The organism is Micromonospora hortensis, from assembly GCF_022230935.1.
In the GTDB taxonomy this organism is placed as follows: Bacteria; Actinomycetota; Actinomycetes; order Mycobacteriales; family Micromonosporaceae; genus Micromonospora; species Micromonospora hortensis.
In genome coordinates, this window is sequence record NZ_JAKKFE010000003.1 from 81,079 (window position 1) to 96,040 (window position 14,962).

Here is a 14,962-nt window from a genome sequence, read left to right on the forward strand (position 1 = left end):
GCGCCAGCCACAGAGGTCTCTCACCGGCGGTCACGAAACGTAGCCGGTGCATATAGGTAAGCAGAGCAAAGGTTGGCGTTCCCACACTTGCCCCCGGGTCCGCAAACACCATCCGTCACGGTGTCCGGCTTGATGTCTCGCAAGCCCCACCTGCCCGAATCCGCGCCGTGACCGGGACCGCACCGGGCCGACCCTCGGGCATTTCCGGAATGCCCGACACGTGAACCCGGTTGTGTCCCCCGTACCGCCGGAGCCCAAACCCATTTCCGCGGTCATCTCCCGAGGAGTGTTCACCCCGGAGCGCTCCGCACGATCGAAAGGGCAACCATCGTGAAGGTCGACTTCACTCGATGGCTCCCCGCCATCGCTAAGGATTCGTACCGCAAGACCGCGCTGAGCGTGGCGGGTGTGGCAGCCCTCGGTGGTCTGGCTCTCGCGCCGACCGCGGTCGCCGCACCGGTCACCTCCGGACCGCACCAGGGCGCCGTCGCCGCCATCGACCGCGCCACCGGAAAGGCCGCCACCTCGGCCCGCCAGGACGACCAGCCCGTCGAGTCGGGCCTGACCACCGGCTCCGCCACCGGCAAGCCGCCGGCCGGCAAGCCGAGCCGAGCCCAGCTGATCCCGCACGGCATCGAGGGCGCGCAGTCGCGCGTACCGCTCGACGACGCCCAGTTGGCCAACGCCAGGGCCATCGTCGACGCCGCCAAGAAGACCGGCGTCGGTGACCGGGGCGCGGTGATCGGCATCGCCACCTCGCTGCAGGAGTCGAAGCTGTACAACCTCGGGCACCTCGGCGCGTACAACGACCACGACTCGCAGGGCCTGTTCCAGCAGCGTCCGTCGTCCGGTTGGGGCACGCCCGACCAGATCACCGACCCGGAGTACGCCGCCACGGCGTTCTTCACCGCACTCAAGAACGTCGGCGGCTGGCAGGACCTGCCGCTGACCGCCGCCGCGCAGACCGTGCAGGTCTCCGCCTTCCCGTACGCGTACGCGCAGTGGGAGGAGCAGGCGGCGGACATCGTCCAGCAGCTCTGGTGACAACCGCACACGAGGCCGGCCGGCTCCCTTCGACGGGAGCCGGCCGGTTCTTCGTGTCCGCGTACCTCAGCAGGCCGGGTAGAGGCGGCGGGTGCCGACCCCGGCCGCGTACGCGTCCCGGTCGCTGAACCGGCAGCCGTAGTCGGCTCGGGCCACCACCGCCGGGTCGGTCACGGTATCGCCGGCCGGGCGCTTGCCGGTGCGTACCCAGGACACCAGGTCGTCCCAGGCGGCGCCGGCCTCCGCCGGGGTGAACTCGCAGTGCTGCGTGGCCCGGATGGCCCGCTGAACCACCAGCTTGCCGCGACCGTTGCGCGCCACGTCGGTGGCGTACGCCTGCTCCATGCTGAACGGAACGAACAGGTCGCCGAGACCGTGCAGGCTGAGCACCGGCGCGGTGGGCCGACCGGCGATCCGCGGCACCTCGGTCAGCGTCGGCAGGAGCCGCTGCACGACGTTCTCCGGGGCGACCCGCTGCACTGTCGCGTTGACGTTCACCGGGCTGTTCGGGGCGTAGCGGGTGAGCAGGTTGGTGGACAGCTGACCGGGTCGCTGGGCGGGGGAGTTGCCGCTCCCGGTGGGCACGCTGATCGAGAAGAGGAAGTCCTTCCAGACCGCGAACGCGGCCTCGGCGCCCGGACGCGGCCCGCCGGAACGGTTCACCGTGATCGCCCGCAGCTGCTTGCCCCGCTCCGTTGTGGTGTCCGGCCCGGTGGGGGTCAGCCCGGCCAGGCCGAGCGCCACCTGGATGCGGGGCACCGCGTTGGTCAGATAGTCAGCCGGCGTGGGATGGGCCGGCACCCCGGCGAGCGCCTGCGCGACCAGGTTGTAGTCCAGGTAGAAGTCGAGCAACGTCTGATCACCGAGCACACCGCACATCGGCATCGCGCCGTCGTAGAAGCCGGGGTACTGCTCCAGCGAACGACCGATGACGTACCCACCCATCGACACCCCGGCGACGTAGGTGTGCTGCGGTCGGCGGACAGTCCGCCCGAAGTGGTCGGCGAGATCCTTCGTCCCCAGCACCCCGGAGCGGATGTCGAAGCCGTTGCGGTCGTACGAGGACGACGCCCAGGCGTACCCCTGCTCCAGAAGGCGCTGGCGCAGCCCGAAGGCCGGCGGTTCCGGCGAGAGCACGGTGCCCTGGCCGCGGTAGCCGTGCGCCCACAACACCAGGTCGCCGTTCCACCGGGCGGGGACCTCGATGATGTACCCGGCGTGGCGGTGCACGCCCTGGCGTACCACCGTCGGCTTGCCACCCACGACCAGCGGCGCCAACGGCGGATTCTCGATGGTGTAGCCGGGCAGCGGCTCGCCGCCCCTCGCGTCGCGACCGGTGGCGCTGGCCGGCGCGACACCGGCCAACCCGACCGCGAGGGTCAGCGTCGCGGCGGCGGCCAGCAGGCGGCGGAGGGTACGAACGGGTGTGGACAGCATCGATGCTCCCCATCGGACGGTCGTCGCCCGGGGGCGACCAGCGGGACGGTTGCCTACCGGCCGGTAGCGTCCTGAACCTAGAACTGCCGTCGACCAGTGTCAATGGCTTCGCTGATCCGCCAGTCAACAGGCTGGTCCAGTCATACCCGGTCGTTCGGGCCGGTGGGCCGATCGGGTTGACTGGTCGTCGTGGACGAGTCGATCTGGGAGGCGGCCCGAGCGTCGCGCGGCTGGCTGGACGCGGCGAACGGCACCGGGCAGACCGAACTGACCTGCCGCATCCTCAAGCTCACCGAGGAAGCGGGGGAGGCTTCGGCTGCCTGGATCGGCCTGCTTGGGCAGAATCCGCGCAAGGGTGTCACCCACACCCGCGAGGACGTCGCGGCGGAGTTGGCCGACGTCGCCTTCACCGCGTTGGTGGCCATCGAAAGCCTCGGCCTGGACGCGCAGACGACTCTGGACGCCTGCGCCGCAAAAGTGCGCTCCCGCCTGACGGGCCAATAACCGCCCCTGGCGTCCGGCTGTTGCCGTCCCCTTCCCGGCGGTCGCCTGCCGGGCCTCTCTGAGAACTTTGCCGGCATTGGGTGGTATGCCCCGGTCGCTTTCATTCGTGATCGACTCGGGCTTCAGGAAGTCGGGGTGTCCGGGAATCCGGGATGCCCCGACTTCCGTGAAGGCGAGTGGATCACCCGGTGCGGGCCGGTTGGACGCCGTGGCCGGCTGCCGTGTGGGTCGGTTTGGCCGTCGGCGGGTGTTTGTGGGGTGTGGCCGGGCGCACTCGGGGGCCGGAATCATGGCCGGGCCGGGGTCGTTACATACCCTGACGATCGCAGCACCACCGACCGCCCGACCCCTGAAGGCTGGTCGCGCAGGTTGGAATGCCAGCCTCCACCCGGTCGTTACAGTCCCCACGAACGACCGCAGGCACCGCCACGATGAGGGTGCCGGCAGGTGGGCCAACCCCGGAATGACCCCGGCCCCCCGGTCGTTACACAGGGACCCGGCGCCACGAGCCCCCGCTCGGCAGGTCGCCGACCTCGACGCCCTCCAGACTTTTTCCTTGTTAGTGCAGCGCCGGACGAGGTGCTCACACCCGGCCGCCGTCCCCCTTGGCGGTTGGGTGTCCTACCCCCGAAGGAGCTACCCCCATGAACACGATCATGCGTAAGAGCGTTCTGTCCGTTGCTGGTCTCGCGTTCGCCGGTGGTGTCTTCGCCGGCCCCATCGCCCACGTGGCAAACCCGGTCGATGCCAAGCCCGTCGCAGTTGCGGTGCAGGCCGACAAGCCCGACACCAGCAAGCTGATCCCCCACGGCACCCAGGGCGACCAGTCCCGGATCAGCCTGAACGACGAGCAGACCGCGAACGTGAAGGCGATCATCGCCGCCACGAAGAAGGCCGGTCTGCCGGAGCGGGCCGCGGTCATCTCGATCGCGACGAGCCTGCAGGAATCGAAGCTGGAGAACCTGGGTCACCTGGGCGACATGAACGACCACGACTCGCTGGGCCTGTTCCAGCAGCGCCCGAGCTCGGGTTGGGGTACCCCGGAGCAGATCACCGACCCTGAGTACTCCACGACCGCGTTCCTCAAGGGTTTGAAGCAGGTCGACGGGTGGCAGGACATGCCGCTGACCGACGCCGCGCAGACGGTGCAGGTGTCGGCGTACCCGGACGCCTACGCCCAGTGGGAGCAGCAGGCCGCTGACCTGGTCGGCCAGTACTGGAACAGCTGACCCGCGTCACAGCACCACCGCAGAAGCACTGCGCCTCAGCACCACCGCACGACACCGACCGTTGGCCGGCACCCGCAACCCGGGGTGCCGGCCAACGGCCTGTCTGCTCTAGCCGTTCGCCGTACACCGACCGCCGCCAACGTTCACCGACCGCCGACTGCGTCGCCGACCGCCGACCGCCGACCGCCGACCGCCGACCGCCGACCGCTGGGCCACGGGGCCGTTGGTCGTTGGTCATCGGGCTGGGGACGCCGCCTTGCACACTCTGGGAGCAGATGACGTCGTCTGAATTGGCGGGCGTCCGTAGATCTTGGACAGTTTCCGTTCGCGGAACGGAAAATGTCCAAGATCTACGGTGGCGACGTAGCGGAGTGACGTGATCGGCGCCGAGTGATCCGATCGGCCGGCGGGTACGTACCCCTGGGCGGGGACCGGCGGAGGGAAGAGGCATGGCCGCAGTGGGATACGGCGCGGGTCGCGAACCGGAGTCAGAGCCGGAACCGTCCGGTAAGGCCACACCGCGGCGGTGGTCCACCGGCGCTCGCCTGTTGGTGGCGGCTGCCGCCGTCGTGTTGCTCCTGGGTGCGGCAGCGGTGGCCGTGATCGTCGCCGATCCCGACCACCTTGGCATGACCTACTCCGGGCAATCCGACGGCACTCGCCCCGACGGCACTCGCCCCGACGGCACTCGCCCCGACGGCACTCGCCCCGACGGCACTCGCCCCGACGGCACTCGCCCCGACAGCACCGACCCCGGTGACGGCGCCCGCCCAGGTGGCGTCGTCGACCCGGACGCGGCTGAGGGTCGCCGCGGTGGTGGGGGCGCCGCTGCCGAGCAACTGTTGACAGCGCCGCTGGCGGGTCGGCAGAAGGGCACCTTCGTGCTCGCGGATGGGCTGTCCTCGTTCGAGCTGCGGGTGGCCGAGTTGGGCGATGACCTGTACCGGATCAGTACCCCGGCCGGCTCGGGTGTGGCGGGCCGACCGGCGGTGCGGGGGGAGACCGTGCGGCTCGACCTCGTGGAGTCCGGGACGCGCGGGCCACGGGCCGTGCGGGTGTTGCTCAACGAGCGGGTCGCCTGGCGCCTCCACCTCGTTGGCGGGGTGAGCAGTCAGGTGTTGGACCTGACCCGGGCTCGGCTGCTGGGGGTGGAACTCGCCGGAGGTTCCAGCCGTACCGAGATTCTCCTGCCACCGATCACCGCCGCCGGCACCGGCAACCCCACCGGCCCGCGCTCAGACCTGCCCTCCAGCATCCTGACCGTACGACTCACCGGTGGCACCAGCCAGCTCGACGTCCGGGTCCCGGGGGCGACTCCGGTACGGGTGCGGGCGGGAGCCGGTGCCGGCTCGGTGGTGGTACGCGGCGACCGCTGGGATGGGGTGGCTGCGGGCTCGGTGCTGGGTACGCCGGGGTGGGACCGGTCGGCGGAGCGCCTGTACCTGGACCTGGTCGCCGGCGCCAACAGCGTGTTGGTCTCCTCCAGCAACCGGTAAACCCACGCCGGGCCAACTCACGCTGGGCGAACCGGCCGTGAGAACCACGCGCTGGTGAACCCCGCCCGCCCCGCTTCAAAGCACAGCGGTCGCGAATGGGCGTGCGCGTACAGTCGGGCGGTGGAGCGTACTGAATCGATGCTGGCGCAGACCCGACCGCCTGGCGTGGCCGACGTCGATCCCGGCAGTGTGTTGTTGCCCGGCCACGACGTGCCGTTGGGTCGGTACACCACGGTGCGGCGGCTGCTTCCGCAGCGCGCCCGCCGGATGGTTGGCGCGTGGTGTTTCGTGGATCATTTCGGCCCGGACGATGTGGCGCAGCGGCCCGGCATGGAGGTGCCGCCGCACCCGCACACCGGGTTGCAGACGGTGACCTGGCTGCTCGACGGCGAGATTCTGCACCGGGACAGCCTCGGCAACGTGCAGCCGATCGTGCCCGGTCAACTGAACGTGATGACCTCCGGGAACGGCATCGCCCATTCGGAGCGCTCGCCGGCCACCCATCCGCCGGTGATGCACGGCGTGCAGCTCTGGGTGGCGCTGCCGGACCCGGCGCGGGCCGGAGCGGCCGACTTCGCGCACCACGCCGACCTGCCTCGCTGGCGGGACGGCGATCTGGACGTCACAGTGCTGGTCGGCGAGTTCGCCGGGGAGCGGTCACCGGCGGTGGTGCACACCCCGCTGGTGGGGGTGCAGTTGGAGCTGCGCGGCGAGGCGCCGGCGACGATGGCGTTGCGGCCCGATTTCGAGTACGCCGTGTTGGCGATGTCCGGGTCCGCGGAGGCGGCCGGGGTCGGGTTCGAGCCGGGGGCGCTGCTCTATCTGGGCTCGGGCCGCCGGGAGCTGACAGTGCGGGGCGGGGCCGGGGCCCGGCTGCTGTTGCTGGGCGGTACGCCGTTCGAGGAGCCGTTGGTGATGTGGTGGAACTTCGTGGGTCGGTCGCACGAGGAGATCGCCGCCGCCCGGGAGGACTGGATGGCCGGCGACGGGCGCTTCGGTGTGGTCGCCGACGATTCGGCGCCGCCGCTGCCGGCACCCGCCCTGCCCACGACCCGCCTCAAGGCCCGCGACCGCACCGGCGGCCTGCACGGCTGACGGGCACGTGCGGCCGGTGTGTGGCTGGCCGCCGGCGCGGGTAGTCGCCGGCATGGCGACCAGTCTGATCAATCCGGTGGAGGACCGTAAACGTCTGGCGCGCCGGCTCGCCGGTAGCGGGCGTGGCTTCGCCGAGCAGTACGGGTTCCGGGTGACAAACAACCCGGCGAGCCTGTTCCAGGTGTTGTACCTGTCGGTGCTGCTGGCCCGTCGTGGTGACTTCCGGCGGGCGTTGGACGGAGCGCGGGCGTTGCGCGACGAGGGGTGGGACAGCGCGGCCCGGCTGGCGCGTTCGCTGCACGAGGATCGGGTCCGGGTGCTGCGCGCCAGCGGCCAGCGCGGTGACGTGGACGCGCTGGCCGCGGTGCTGGGTGACCTGGCTCGGACGGTGATCGAGCGGTATCGGGGTGATCTGCGCCGGCTGCGGGCGGTGGCGCGCCACGACCCGGTCCGGGAGCGGGCGCTGCTGGCCGCGCTTCCGGGCGTGGACGATCAGGTCGTCGTCCTGTTTCTCCGCGAGGCGCAGGCGTTGTGGCGGGAGGTGGCCCCGGTTGCCGATCGGCGGGCGCTGGCCGCCGCGCGTCGGCTCGGGCTGGGCAGGTCGGCGGACGACCTGGCCGGCCTGGCCACTGGCGAGTCCGAGCAGTTGGCCTGGCTGGTGGGGGCGTTGGCCCGGGTCGACCTGGAGCATCGGTACGCGGAGGTGACCGGTCGGCCGTGACGTGCCCTGGCCCACACTTCCCCAAATTCTGACCAAACGGAGGATGTTCTGCCGTATGGTTGGACCCGGCAGTGCTGGCCGCTCGGTTCGAGCGGACCTCCACCGCCTGGTGACCGCGACCGGTTCGGATGCGGTTCACCGCCTGGGCAGGCTTGCGTGGCGCCCTAGGTCGCGGTTCGTGACCAGGGGCGCCCGCCTGTCCCGGCCCTTCGATCGGCTCCCCCCGTGTCGCGCTCCGGGGGACTGCGGGGCCTGCGGCGTCAATAGCCGTCACCGCGCCAGACCCGCCAGCAGGTTCACGGTCACGGCGATGATGAACGCGCCGAACAGGTACGACACCATCGAGTGGCGCAGCACCGTACGACGCATCTCGTTGCTGGTCAGGTTGGTGTCGGAGATCTGGAACGTCGTCCCGATGGTGAACGCGACGTACGCGAAGTCGGAGTAGCGCGGCGGTTCGGGCTGGTTGAAGTTCACCCCGCCGTCTGGGCCGGTGTAGTAGATCCGGGCGTACCGGGCGGCGAACACGGTGTGCACCACGAACCAGGAGAGCACCACGCTGAGCACGCCCACGCCGCTGTGCAGCTCACGGGCCATCCCGGGGGGCGCGCTCTGTGCGCTGGCCACGACCAACCCGACGGCCAGCAGGCTGGCCAGGCAGGCGACGAGCAGCAGGGCGTCCCGGATCGCCCGGTTCGGGTCCTCGTGGACGGCCAGTTGGGCGGTCCGCTCGGCGTCCATCGGCCAGATCTTGTGCCAGACCAGCACGAGCCAGCTCAGCGCGCCCACGTCCCAGCCGGCCAGCGCGGCGAGCGGCAGTGGCAACAGCAGCGCGAAGACGCAGCCGGCGATGACGCCGACCACCGCCACGACGGCGAGCTGCTTCGCAGCCGGGAAACGCACGTCCGCTGGCCGGTCGGGACCGGTCTGGGTCATTCGGGACGCTCCCGGGTCGGGGTGGTGGGCGCCACCGCCGGGTCAGATGCCGCGCAGGTGCTGTGAGACCCGGTTGTGCTTCTTGTCCCGGGCCTGCTCGGCCCGCTGGGCGGGGCCGACCTCGGGCGCCGCCTCGATCCCGGCCGACCGGGCCACCTCGGTCCCGTTGGCGTAGTCGACCGGCGGCAGGGCGCGCAGCGCCTTCAGCACGTCCGGTGGGGCACCCTCCCGTTCGGCCTCGCGGACCACGTCGTCCTTCTCGGCCGGGTAATCCAGGCTCGACAGGTACTGCAGGACGTCGGCGTAGCTCGCCATGGCGTGGGCTCCCTCGGGCATCGATGTGGTGACGACCGGCGGCGGTTACCCGCCCGCCGGCCGGTCACGCCCGCCCGGTGCAGGATTCCGGCGCCGTTTCTCCTGGGCCACCGCGGGTACCCGCAGGCGCCGACGCGAGTCCAAGGGAGTACGCGATGAACTACGACACCTTCATCGACCAGGTTTCCCAGCGCACCGCCACGTCGTCCGAGCGGGCGGTCGAGCTGACCCGGGCCGTGTTGGAGACATTCGCCGAGCGGTTGACCGGCGGCGAGGTCCTGGACCTGGCCGCCCAGTTGCCCCAACCGCTGCAACTGGTACTCAAACCGAGCCCGAGCACCGAGCAGGCGGACCGGTTCGGCGCGGCGGAGTTCGTCGCCCGGGTCGCGTTGCGCGCCGGTGTGCCGGAGCCCGCCGCGGAGGACGCCGGTCGAGCGGTCTTCACCACCCTGCGCGAGGCGATCACCGGCGGTGAGTTCGATGACGTGGTGACCCAACTGCCACGCGACTATCGGGGCCTGGTCGAGCAGGCGATGGCCCCGGGCGCGACGTTGCGCCGCGGCTGACAGCACTCGCACCGGGCACACACAGCGGTTTACCAGGGCAACCATCGATGTCCCGCTTGGCGCGGCGATTCCGCCTGGCCTAACCTTGTCGTGCGAGGGGAGTACTTCCCACGAACCATTCCGGTCAGTACGGCGCGCCCGGCGCGCCTCGGGTGGTTGCCCACCAGGTGGTGGGTGAAGGAGACCTCGAACATGACGGTGTTCGAGGAGACCCCACATGAGTCAAGTGTCGTATCTGTCTGCCGCCAGTGACCTGTCGTCGGTGGGCACGCCCACGCTGTGGGCGGTCACCATCATCGGGGTCCTCCTGCTGTTGGTGCTGGACTTCCTGGTCACCCGTCGCCCGCACGAGGTGTCCATGCGGGAGGCCATCGGCTGGTCGGCCTTCTACATAGCGCTGCCGCTGGCGTTCGGCGGCTGGATCTGGTGGCGATTCGGCTCCCAGCAGGGCGTTGAATACCTGACCGGTTACCTGGTGGAAAAGTCGCTCTCGGTCGACAACCTCTTCGTCTTCATGTTGCTGTTGGCGGCGTTCGCGGTGCCGGCGGTGCTCGCCCAGCGGGTGCTGCTCTACGGCATCGCCGGCGCGCTGGTGCTGCGGGCCGTCTTCATCGCCCTCGGCGCGGCGGCGTTGCAGACCCTCGACTTCGCCTTCCTGCTCTTCGCGATCATCCTCATCGCCACCGCGGTGAAGCTGCTGCGTGATGCCATGTCCGGGCATCAGCAGGAAGTCGACATCAACAAGATGCGGTCGGTGAAGCTGCTGCGCAAGGTCATGCCGGTGGTCGACGACTACCACGGCACCAAGATGACCGTCCGGCAGGGCGCGAAGCGGGCACTCACGCCGTTCGCCCTGGTGGTGGTCGCGGTGCTGGCCACCGACATCGTCTTCGCTGTCGACTCGGTGCCGGCGGTCTACGGCATCACCGAGGACCCGTACCTGGTGTTCGCCACCAACGCGTTCGCCCTGCTCGGCCTGCGGGCGCTCTACTTCGTCCTGCACGCGGCGCTGAGCCGGCTGGTGCACCTCAGCTACGGCCTGGCCGTCATCCTGGCGTTCATCGGCCTCAAGCTGGGTCTGCACTGGGCGCACGGCATCTGGGACAGCGTGCCGCAGATCCCCACCCTGGCCTCGCTTGGCGTGATCATCGGTGTGCTGGTGGTGGTCACGGTGACCAGCCTGCGCGCCACCCGCGGTGGCGACCTCCCCGAGGACCGCAAGGTCGTCGCGGAGCGGCACTGACCGCGCCGCGCCGGCTGACGACACGGTACGCGGGAAAGCTTCCGCCCCCACCGGCGCGGGTGGTACGACTGTGCAATGGGAATCGTGTCACCGGGCTTTCAGGGTCGGCCCCGAACGCAGGAGCCGGCCCTGCCACCCGGTCAGTATCTGACCGAGGACTTTCCGGTGCTCTCGGCCGGCCCGACGCCCCGGGTGTCACTGGACACCTGGGAGTTCGTCATCTCCGCCGAGAACGGCAGCGAACACCGCTGGTCGTGGCAGGAGCTGATGGCCCTGCCGCAGGAGACGCCGATGGTGGACATCCACTGCGTCACCCGCTGGTCCAAGCTGGGCACCAACTGGCAGGGCGTCTCACTGGACACGCTGCTCGCCGACGTCGACACGGGGGCGCACTTCGCGCTGGCGCACTCCTACGGCGGGTACACCACCAACCTGCCGCTCGACGACCTGCGGGGCGGTCAGGCGTGGGTGGTGCACACCTTCGACGGCGCCCCGCTGCCCGCCGAGCACGGCGGGCCGGCGCGACTGCTGGTGCCGCACCTGTACTTCTGGAAGTCCGCCAAGTGGGTGCGCGGCCTCCGGCTCAAGACGATGGACGAGCCGGGGTTCTGGGAGACCGCCGGGTACCACGACTACGGCGACCCGTGGCGCGAACAGCGGTACCAGGGTGACTGAGCGCGCAGTGGCGACGAGCACCCAGCGTCGGACGCCGAACCGTTGGCAGGTTGGCCGCCTGGTGGAGCGCCGGGTGGAGACATCCACCGCGCAGACCCTGGTGCTGGAGGTGCCGGACTGGCCGGGGCACCTGCCCGGGCAGCACGTCGACCTGCGGCTCACCGCCCCGGACGGCTACCAGGCGGCCCGGTCGTACTCGATCGCCGGGCCGGCCGTGGACGGGCCGGGAGGACCACGCGTCGAGGTGACAGTGCAGCGGGTGCACGACGGTGAGGTGTCGCCGTACCTCATTGATGTCTTTGGCGGCGGCGACCCGGTGGAGGTCCGCGGACCGCTCGGTGGCTGGTTCATCTGGCGGCCCGAGGAGACCGCGCCGGTGCAACTCGTCGCGGGCGGCTCCGGCATCGTGCCGCTGATGGCGATGATCCGGGCCCGTCGGGCGGTGGGCAGCAAGGCGCCGTTCCGGCTGATCTACTCGGTGCGCACCCCCGGCGACGTGATCTACGCCGACGAGCTGCGCCGCCGGGTCCGCGACGACTTCGGGTTGGACGTCGCGTACGTCTACACCCGCGAGGCGCCCGAGGGCTGGCGCGGTGAGCCGCACCGGATCGGGCTGGCCGACGTCAACACGCACGGGTGGCCGCCGGACCTGGAACCACTCACCTACGTCTGCGGTCCGACAGCGTTCGTGGAGACCGTGGCCGACCTGCTGGTGGGCCTGGGTCACCCGTCGCGTCGCGTCAAGACCGAACGCTTCGGCCCCACCGGCTGACCACCCGCTCGCTCACGCAGTGCCGAGGAGAATTCGATGACCGAGATGTCGTACCTGGACGGCAACATGCTCGACGGCCCGATGCGTGAGCTGTTCACCGTCGACCTGAGCAGCGCGATGGGCCGCTGTGAGAACTGCGGGACGACCGGCTCCATGGCCAGCCTGCACGTCTACTCGAACGCTCCGGGCCTCGTCGCCCGCTGCCCCTCCTGCGAGGAGGTGATGGTGCGCCTGGTGCGCGGGCCGGACCGGGCCTGGCTGGACATGCGCGGCACCACCTACCTCCAGGTGCCGATGCCGATGGAACAGACGTTCCCCGGCCCGCTCTGACGGAACGCTTGCCCGGCTGAGGCAACATGGCCGGATGAGCACTGGTCGATGGCGTGGTGTGCCGCTCGCGGTCCGGTGCGTGGTGGCGGTGGCCGTGCTGGTCTTCGTCTACGGCACCGGGGTGCACGTGGTGCACTTGCTCCTGCCCCAGTTCGGGCCGCAGCTCGCCCTGCCCGGGTGGCTGACGTTCTACTTCACGTCCCTGACCCTGGCCGATCCGTTGGCGGCGCTGCTGTTGGCCGCTCGCCGGATGCAGGGGCTCGTGCTGGGCTGCGTGGTGCTGGTGACGGACGCGGCCGCGAACGGGTACGCCAACTACGTGCTGGACCCGGCGGCCGGTGTCACCCCGGGCCGGACCGGGCAGGCCGCCATCACCTGCCTCGCCGTCGGTCTCGTCGCGCTCAGTCCGTGGCTGGCACCGTGGTTCGCCCGGTCCGCGGTCAAGCGGCGTTGACCCGGTTCCGCTACGGCGTATCCCGGTTGGCCTGGGAGAGGACAGCGCGCACGGCGTCGACCACGGCGGCGGGTTGGTCCTTGTGGATGTAGTGGCCGCTGTCGGGCACCACGACGTGGACGCCGCGTGGAAAGACCGCGGCGGTCTGGTCGGCGAGGTCACCGGAGCGCTGTCGCAGGGCCCCGGGCTTGCCGCGGGTCGCGGTCAGGATCCTCATCGGTACGTCGGGGGCGGTCGACGTCGCGCGCGCGGCGCGTACGTCTCGGGCGCAGGTGTTGGCGAGACGGTTCTCCGCGCGAATGGTCATGACCTGAGCGAACGTGCGATAGCTGACCCGGTACGCCTCGGTGATCAACGCCTGCGCCTCCGGGTCGTCGGTGCAGCGCTCGGCGAGCGTGCGACCGATGTTGGCCGCGATCCGATCGAAGAGCCCGATGGCCTTGAGCACCGGGATGACGTTGAGCAGGAGGTTCGACGAGATACGAAGAGCCAGTGGCACCTCTGCCGTGCTGTCCTCGTGGAACGGATCGAGCAGGACCAGACCAAGCGTCTGGTCGGGACTGGCGAATGCGGCCAGTTGGGCGAGCAGTCCGCCCCAACTGTGACCGACCAGCACGGCGGGACCGACGTCGTCGAGGAGTGCCACGAGGTCGCGTACCTGGGAGTCCAGTGTTAGCAACGAGTCGGGGTCGCTGGCTCCCAGACCGGCCCGGTCGTAGGCGACGACGCGGGACCTCTCGGCCAACGGGGGGACGACGACGGCCCAGTCCAACCCCACTTCGCCCGCTCCGGAGATCAGGACGACCGGTGGGGCGCTGCTGCCGGCTGCTACCCACCGCAGTTGTCGGCCGGACTCCCGGGTCAGCCGGCCACTGTCGACACCAGTTGGCACCAGGCTGGACAGCGCGACGACGACGGGGTCCTGGGGCTCGGTATCCATTCGGCCTCCTCGTCACGGCGCTTCAGATCGACGGCAGTTCGGTCGGGTGCACGTGGTCCCCTGGCGAAGCGAGGGGCGCTTCAGACGCGGAGGAGGTCGTAGGCCCGGGCGAGGTCGTCGGCCCACGGTGCGTCGTAGTCACGTTCCCACGCGCGGTGCAGGCGGTCGCGGGTCGCTTCTCGGCGTAACCAGTCGCCCAGGGCGCTCGGCTTCTGACTCGTGAAGTTGAGTCTGCTGACCAGCTCGGCCAGGTGACGGTCTGCCGACGGGGTGAGCGTGGCGTCCCAGACGTCGAGGAATCGTTCGACGCGCTCGCCGGCCGCGTGGGCCGCGTCGAGGAAGTCCGTCGGATCGGTGAACGACCCGAGCCGCGACGGGTGATCCGCCAACAACGACCGCCACACGGCGTCGAGGTGCGCGTCGACGGCCTCCTGCTCGACCCGCGGCCAGGTGCGCCACTCCTGACGGGGTAGTTTGCCCAGGACGATGACCGGTTCCAGGTCGTCGGACCCGAGCAGGCGCTCAAGGAGTACGGGGAGTAGGGCCTTCACGTCCGCCCGGCCACCGACAGTGTTGCCGAGGCTGATGGTCAGTGAGAACAGGTCGTGCTCGTCGACCAGCACCGAACCCCGGCAGTGTGGGCAGCCGTCGAGCACCGCACGGCGCGGATACCGGGCGAACGCGTCCCGTACGCCCGCCAGGGCCGTCGTCAGCTCGTTCTCCACCGGCCGATTCTCGCATCGACGGCTCACTGGGCGGTGCCCGCGAGCAGCCACCGGCGGACGGGGATCTCCAGCAGCGCTCGCTCGCCGTCCGGACCGACCTGCCGGCCGACGTCCCAGCCGTCGTACTTGCGCGCGAACGCCTCGACGACGGTGCTGGGGAATCCACTTCGGTGCACGTGGGCGTCACCCTCCGCCACCACTGGGGCGTCGCCGCTCTCCAAGGCCACTGACACCCGTGGGTCGGCCACGACGTTGCGGACCTTGACGCTGCGACTCTCGCAACCGACCCAGAACGTCGCCGAGAGGTAGACGAACCAGACCGGCGTCAGGTGCGGGGACCCGTCGCGCCGCACCGTGCACAGCCAGACGTTCAGCTCCCGCGACAGTCGCTCGTCGACGTCGGCCGGGGGGATCGAGGGGGTTCGGCTCACCGGGCCAGTGGATCACAACGCCATACGTCCCGACGACGATCTTTCCACT

Annotated in this window: 18 protein-coding genes; 12 read left to right on the top strand and 6 right to left on the bottom strand. The window is 70.6% G+C overall.

Translation table 11 applies throughout. The features are described from left to right. The first annotated feature begins 330 nt into the window (after positions 1-330). Positions 331-1,044 (top strand): hypothetical protein, encoded by a 714-nt coding sequence (locus NIE111_RS02010; RefSeq protein WP_238682766.1) that lies wholly within the window; start codon positions 331-333, stop codon positions 1,042-1,044. Between the two features lie 66 nt (positions 1,045-1,110). On the opposite strand, the gene NIE111_RS02015 is transcribed toward NIE111_RS02010, so the two are convergent. Next, the gene (locus tag NIE111_RS02015) at positions 1,111-2,481 is read right to left on the bottom strand and encodes an alpha/beta hydrolase family protein (RefSeq protein WP_238682767.1); all 1,371 of its coding nucleotides are present in this window, start codon (positions 2,479-2,481) and stop codon (positions 1,111-1,113) included. Between the two features lie 189 nt (positions 2,482-2,670). Between NIE111_RS02015 and NIE111_RS02020 the strand changes: the two genes are divergently transcribed. The 5 genes from NIE111_RS02020 to NIE111_RS02040 all read left to right on the top strand — a co-directional run bounded on the left by NIE111_RS02020 (position 2,671) and on the right by NIE111_RS02040 (position 7,526). Continuing rightward, positions 2,671-2,985 carry a MazG-like family protein gene (locus tag NIE111_RS02020; RefSeq protein WP_238682768.1) on the top strand — a complete coding sequence of 105 codons (315 nt, stop codon included), beginning with the start codon at positions 2,671-2,673 and terminating at the stop codon, positions 2,983-2,985. A gap of 644 nt (positions 2,986-3,629) precedes the next feature. Beyond that, a complete protein-coding gene (locus tag NIE111_RS02025) occupies positions 3,630-4,214 on the top strand; it encodes a hypothetical protein (RefSeq protein WP_238682769.1) in 585 nt (194 codons plus the stop codon). Between the two features lie 449 nt (positions 4,215-4,663). Continuing rightward, the gene (locus NIE111_RS02030; protein WP_238682770.1) at positions 4,664-5,710 is read left to right on the top strand and encodes a hypothetical protein; all 1,047 of its coding nucleotides are present in this window, start codon (positions 4,664-4,666) and stop codon (positions 5,708-5,710) included. 120 nt (positions 5,711-5,830) lie between these two features. Further along, complete coding sequence (locus tag NIE111_RS02035; protein WP_238682771.1) at positions 5,831-6,805, top strand: pirin family protein; 975 nt, start codon at positions 5,831-5,833, stop codon at positions 6,803-6,805. Positions 6,806-6,857: 52 nt separating this feature from the next. Next, positions 6,858-7,526 carry a hypothetical protein gene (locus NIE111_RS02040; protein WP_238682772.1) on the top strand — a complete coding sequence of 223 codons (669 nt, stop codon included), beginning with the start codon at positions 6,858-6,860 and terminating at the stop codon, positions 7,524-7,526. Positions 7,527-7,796: 270 nt separating this feature from the next. Here the strand turns inward: NIE111_RS02040 and NIE111_RS02045 are convergent, their stop codons facing one another. Together NIE111_RS02045 and NIE111_RS02050 are read right to left on the bottom strand one after the other, a co-directional pair. Then, positions 7,797-8,462 (bottom strand): DUF1345 domain-containing protein, encoded by a 666-nt coding sequence (locus tag NIE111_RS02045; protein WP_238682773.1) that lies wholly within the window; start codon positions 8,460-8,462, stop codon positions 7,797-7,799. Between the two features lie 42 nt (positions 8,463-8,504). Then, the gene (locus NIE111_RS02050; protein ID WP_030332551.1) at positions 8,505-8,777 is read right to left on the bottom strand and encodes a DUF2795 domain-containing protein; all 273 of its coding nucleotides are present in this window, start codon (positions 8,775-8,777) and stop codon (positions 8,505-8,507) included. A gap of 155 nt (positions 8,778-8,932) precedes the next feature. Here NIE111_RS02050 and NIE111_RS02055 point away from each other — a divergent pair, with 155 nt between their 5' ends. The 6 genes from NIE111_RS02055 to NIE111_RS02080 all read left to right on the top strand — a co-directional run bounded on the left by NIE111_RS02055 (position 8,933) and on the right by NIE111_RS02080 (position 12,817). Next, complete coding sequence (locus NIE111_RS02055; protein ID WP_238682774.1) at positions 8,933-9,343, top strand: DUF2267 domain-containing protein; 411 nt, start codon at positions 8,933-8,935, stop codon at positions 9,341-9,343. A 217-nt stretch (positions 9,344-9,560) separates the two neighbouring features. Next, the gene (locus NIE111_RS02060) at positions 9,561-10,586 is read left to right on the top strand and encodes a TerC/Alx family metal homeostasis membrane protein (RefSeq protein ID WP_238682775.1); all 1,026 of its coding nucleotides are present in this window, start codon (positions 9,561-9,563) and stop codon (positions 10,584-10,586) included. 75 nt (positions 10,587-10,661) lie between these two features. Then, positions 10,662-11,261, top strand: a complete 600-nt coding sequence (locus tag NIE111_RS02065; RefSeq protein WP_091408112.1) for a sulfite oxidase-like oxidoreductase — start codon at positions 10,662-10,664, stop codon at positions 11,259-11,261. Positions 11,262-11,268: 7 nt separating this feature from the next. Then, positions 11,269-12,033, top strand: coding sequence for a ferredoxin reductase (locus NIE111_RS02070; RefSeq protein WP_238682806.1), 765 nt, complete (start codon positions 11,269-11,271; stop codon positions 12,031-12,033). 36 nt (positions 12,034-12,069) lie between these two features. Continuing rightward, positions 12,070-12,363: a DUF6510 family protein gene (locus NIE111_RS02075; RefSeq protein WP_210785135.1), complete on the top strand. Its 294-nt coding sequence runs from the start codon at positions 12,070-12,072 to the stop codon at positions 12,361-12,363. Between the two features lie 34 nt (positions 12,364-12,397). After that, positions 12,398-12,817 carry a hypothetical protein gene (locus NIE111_RS02080; protein ID WP_238682776.1) on the top strand — a complete coding sequence of 140 codons (420 nt, stop codon included), beginning with the start codon at positions 12,398-12,400 and terminating at the stop codon, positions 12,815-12,817. A 10-nt stretch (positions 12,818-12,827) separates the two neighbouring features. On the opposite strand, the gene NIE111_RS02085 is transcribed toward NIE111_RS02080, so the two are convergent. The 3 genes from NIE111_RS02085 to NIE111_RS02095 form a co-directional block, all read right to left on the bottom strand. Further along, the gene (locus tag NIE111_RS02085) at positions 12,828-13,757 is read right to left on the bottom strand and encodes an alpha/beta fold hydrolase (protein WP_238682777.1); all 930 of its coding nucleotides are present in this window, start codon (positions 13,755-13,757) and stop codon (positions 12,828-12,830) included. A gap of 80 nt (positions 13,758-13,837) precedes the next feature. After that, positions 13,838-14,482 carry a hypothetical protein gene (locus NIE111_RS02090; RefSeq protein ID WP_238682778.1) on the bottom strand — a complete coding sequence of 215 codons (645 nt, stop codon included), beginning with the start codon at positions 14,480-14,482 and terminating at the stop codon, positions 13,838-13,840. A gap of 23 nt (positions 14,483-14,505) precedes the next feature. Next, positions 14,506-14,913, bottom strand: a complete 408-nt coding sequence (locus NIE111_RS02095; protein WP_238682779.1) for a pyridoxamine 5'-phosphate oxidase family protein — start codon at positions 14,911-14,913, stop codon at positions 14,506-14,508. Between the last annotated feature and the right edge of the window lie 49 nt (positions 14,914-14,962).

What these genes read in the sequence shown, in the direction of transcription:
- NIE111_RS02050 (WP_030332551.1), bottom strand. Translation starts at nt 8,777, where the DNA reads ATGGCGAGCTACGCCGACGTCCTGCAGTACCTGTCGAGCCTGGATTAC.
- NIE111_RS02060 (WP_238682775.1), top strand. Translation starts at nt 9,561, where the DNA reads ATGAGTCAAGTGTCGTATCTGTCTGCCGCCAGTGACCTGTCGTCGGTG.
- NIE111_RS02030 (WP_238682770.1), top strand. Translation starts at nt 4,664, where the DNA reads ATGGCCGCAGTGGGATACGGCGCGGGTCGCGAACCGGAGTCAGAGCCG.
- NIE111_RS02015 (WP_238682767.1), bottom strand. Translation starts at nt 2,481, where the DNA reads ATGCTGTCCACACCCGTTCGTACCCTCCGCCGCCTGCTGGCCGCCGCC.
- NIE111_RS02045 (WP_238682773.1), bottom strand. Translation starts at nt 8,462, where the DNA reads ATGACCCAGACCGGTCCCGACCGGCCAGCGGACGTGCGTTTCCCGGCT.
- NIE111_RS02075 (WP_210785135.1), top strand. Translation starts at nt 12,070, where the DNA reads ATGACCGAGATGTCGTACCTGGACGGCAACATGCTCGACGGCCCGATG.
- NIE111_RS02025 (WP_238682769.1), top strand. Translation starts at nt 3,630, where the DNA reads ATGAACACGATCATGCGTAAGAGCGTTCTGTCCGTTGCTGGTCTCGCG.
- NIE111_RS02040 (WP_238682772.1), top strand. Translation starts at nt 6,858, where the DNA reads ATGGCGACCAGTCTGATCAATCCGGTGGAGGACCGTAAACGTCTGGCG.
- NIE111_RS02085 (WP_238682777.1), bottom strand. Translation starts at nt 13,757, where the DNA reads ATGGATACCGAGCCCCAGGACCCCGTCGTCGTCGCGCTGTCCAGCCTG.
- NIE111_RS02055 (WP_238682774.1), top strand. Translation starts at nt 8,933, where the DNA reads ATGAACTACGACACCTTCATCGACCAGGTTTCCCAGCGCACCGCCACG.
- NIE111_RS02080 (WP_238682776.1), top strand. Translation starts at nt 12,398, where the DNA reads ATGAGCACTGGTCGATGGCGTGGTGTGCCGCTCGCGGTCCGGTGCGTG.
- NIE111_RS02065 (WP_091408112.1), top strand. Translation starts at nt 10,662, where the DNA reads ATGGGAATCGTGTCACCGGGCTTTCAGGGTCGGCCCCGAACGCAGGAG.